Annotated in this window: 1 pseudogene; it reads left to right on the top strand. The window is 68.4% G+C overall.

Annotated elements, in window-relative coordinates:
• A pseudogene (locus WA640_RS28715) lies at nt 1-247 on the top strand (Gfo/Idh/MocA family protein); the annotation flags it as partial.

The raw sequence follows: 247 nt of genomic DNA, 5'->3' as shown, positions 1-247 counted from the left end.
CTCCTGCTGGGCACCGACGGGTACATCGAGCTGCGCAAGTACACCGACATCGGCACCGACAACGGCGGCGGCCAGGTCTTCCTGGTGAACCAGGAGGGCCAGTACCGGTTCAACGCCAACGGCATGACCGGGTTCCCGTACTTCACGCGGCTCGTGCGCGACTGCATCGACCGCACCGAGACCGCGATGACCCAGGACCACGCGCTCAAGGCCGCCGAACTCAGCCTGCGCGCGCAGGGCGACGCCG

Origin of the sequence: Glycomyces sp. MUSA5-2, from assembly GCF_037034145.1 — a bacterium.
Classification (GTDB): Bacteria; Actinomycetota; Actinomycetes; order Mycobacteriales; family Micromonosporaceae; genus Glycomyces; species Glycomyces artemisiae.
Note: the sequence above shows the minus strand (reverse complement) of the source record. Positions and strands in the feature narration are given on the sequence as shown.